A 2870-nucleotide genomic window follows, 5' to 3' on the forward strand; every position below is an offset into this window, starting at 1 on the left:
CGACACCGCCCTGATCGAGGTCGACGACGACGACGCCGCGCGATTCGCCTCCAACCTGGTGGGCACCGACCGTGACGCCACCCAGCCGATCATCGGGACCGCGGCCCCCGTCGTGGGCCAGAAGGCCTGCAAGACGGGCTTCCGTACGGGCTTCTCGTGCGGCACCATCTCGCAGGTCGACGCCAACATCGATGTGGCCGGCTCACGCACCATCGACGGCGCGTTCACCGTCGACCTGTGCGCCCTGCCCGGCGACAGCGGCGGCGTGGTGTTCTCCGGCGACCGGGCCCTGGGCATCTCCAGCGCCTCCAACGTCGCCGACACCGGGACCTGCGCCAACGCCGACGCCGTGGCGAAGGCGGCCGGGTTCACCCCGCGACTGTCGGCCGTGCCGATCGAGGACGTGCTGGCCGCGCACGAGGGACTGACCCTGCGCACCAACTGAAAGCGCATCAACTGAAACGCTGCACCAACCAGAAGCACTGTTAACCGCGCGGGCCCCGTCCGCGAGTCGGGAACTCTTAAGTAAGGGAGACCTGAACTCGTGGAACGGGGCCCTCGTGCCTTACCTTTGACACCAACACTGTCGACGGGCGCCGCCGTGCCTAACCCAGGCGCCCGTACGTCGAGAAGTGCGACGAAAGGCCGCGAACCATGTCAGGCGTGACCATCACACTAGGGACGATAGGCGTCCTGCTCAGTTTGATCTGCTGGGCTTCATTTATCGGCGGGGTCTCCCGGATGGTGCGGAGCATCATGCTCGGCCAGAAGGACGGCTTCAACCGCTTCGGTCCGGTCTTCTCGCGACTGAAGAACGTCATCGTCGAGGTGGCGGCCCACACGCGGATGGCCCGCAAACGCTCGGTGGGCTTCTTCCACTGGTTCGTCATGGTGGGCTTCCTGCTGGGCTCGATCGTCTGGTTCGAGGCGTACATCCAGACGTTCAATCCGCGCGGCGGCTGGCCGTGGCTCTCTGATCAGACGTGGTGGCACGCGATCGACGAGTTCCTGGGCCTGGGCACCGTCATCGGCATCACCGTGCTGATCGTCATCCGCCAGATCAACCAGCGTCGCGGCATCAACCGCTTCACCGGCTCGGACCGCAAGGCCGCCTACTTCGTCGAGGCCGTGGTGCTCCTCGAGGGCCTGGGCATGATCTTCGTCAAGGCCGGCAAGCTCTCGCTGCTCGAGGCCGACGGATATCACTGGCACTGGGCGACCGACTGGGTCTCCGGACCGCTCTCGACGATCCTGCCGGCCAACGAGATCATGGTGTCGATCTTCGCGCTGGTCAAGCTGCTCACCGGCATGGTCTGGCTGTACGTCGTGGGCCGCAACATCACCTGGGGCGTGGCCTGGCACCGCTTCTCCGCGTTCTTCAACATCTACTTCAAGCGCGAGGCCGACGGCCGCACCGCGCTGGGTGCACTCAAGCCCATGACCATGGACGGCGAAGCGCTGACCATGGAGAAGATCGAGGCCAAGACCGAGGAGGACGAGGACTTCGAGCCCGTCCTCGGTGCCGGCGCGATCGAGGACTTCTCGTGGAAGGGCTGGCTGGACTTCTCCACCTGTACCGAGTGTGGCCGCTGCCAGGAGCAGTGCCCCGCCTGGAACACCGGTAAGCCGCTGAGCCCCAAGCTCATGATGATGGCGCTGCGCGACCACGGTGCCGCCAAGGCCCCGTACCTGCTTGCCGGTGGCAAGACCACCATGGGCGAGGAGACCGGCTTGGTCGACGCCGACGGCAACCCGGACGAGGCCAAGCTGGCCAAGATCCCGGAGGCCGCCCGCATCGAGGCGCAGCGTCCGCTGGTCGGTGGGACCACCGCCGACGTTTCCGAGGACCCGACCCTGGCCGGCATCATCGACCCCGAGGCACTGTGGTCCTGCACCACCTGTGGCGCGTGTGTCGAGCAGTGCCCGGTGGACATCGAGCACGTCGACCACTTCGTCGACATGCGCCGCTACCAGGTGCTCATCGAGTCGGAGTTCCCGACCGAGCTCGCCGGCCTGTTCAAGAACCTCGAGAACAAGGGCAACCCGTGGGGCCAGAACAACTCCGGCCGTGACGAGTGGATGAACTCGCTCGACTTCGACATCCCGGTGATCGGCTCGGACATCGAGGACTTCTCCGACACCGAGTACCTGTTCTGGGTCGGCTGTGCCGGTGCCTTCGAGGACCGCGCCAAGAAGACCACGCAGGCCGTGGCGACCCTGCTGCACACCGCCGGCGTGAAGTTCGCGGTGCTGGGCCAGGGCGAGACCTGTACCGGTGACTCCGCTCGCCGCGCGGGCAACGAGTTCCTGTTCCAGATGCTCGCCGAGCAGAACATCGAGACGATGAACAACGCCTTCGACGGCGTTCCCACCTCGCAGCGCAAGGTCGTCGTGACCTGTGCCCACTGCCTCAACGCGCTCAAGAACGAGTACGGCGAGCTCGGTGGCGACTACCAGGTGGTCCACCACACCCAGCTGCTCAACCGCCTCGTGCGGGACAAGCGCCTGGTGCCCGTGGCCCCGATCGACGGCACCGTCACCTACCACGACCCGTGCTACCTCGGCCGCCACAACCAGGTGTACGAGGCGCCGCGTGAGCTCATGGACGGCTCGGGCGTGACCCTCAAGGAGATGCCCCGTCACGGGCAGCGCTCCATGTGCTGTGGCGCCGGTGGCGCGCGCATGTGGATGGAGGAGACGATCGGTAAGCGCATCAACGTCGACCGTGTCGACGAGGCGCTGTCCACCTCGCCCAAGAAGATCGCCACGGGCTGCCCGTTCTGCCGCGTGATGCTCTCGGACGGCACCACCGCCCAGACCGACGGCACCGAGCAGGAGGGCCAGGTCGAGGTCGTGGACGTGGCCCAGCT

2 protein-coding genes are annotated in these 2870 nt (G+C 66.6%); both read left to right on the forward strand.

Features of this window, described 5'->3' with window-relative positions; genetic code table 11:
- On the forward strand, nucleotides 1-445 hold a 445-nt coding region (locus G6016_RS12560), incomplete at its 5' end, for a S1 family peptidase (RefSeq protein WP_241730281.1).
- Nucleotides 446-654: 209 nt separating this feature from the next.
- On the forward strand, nucleotides 655-2870 hold a 2216-nt coding region (locus G6016_RS12565; RefSeq protein ID WP_182632979.1), incomplete at its 3' end, for a (Fe-S)-binding protein.

The sequence above is a fragment of the Dietzia aerolata genome (assembly GCF_014144865.1).
Classification (GTDB): Bacteria; Actinomycetota; Actinomycetes; order Mycobacteriales; family Mycobacteriaceae; genus Dietzia; species Dietzia aerolata.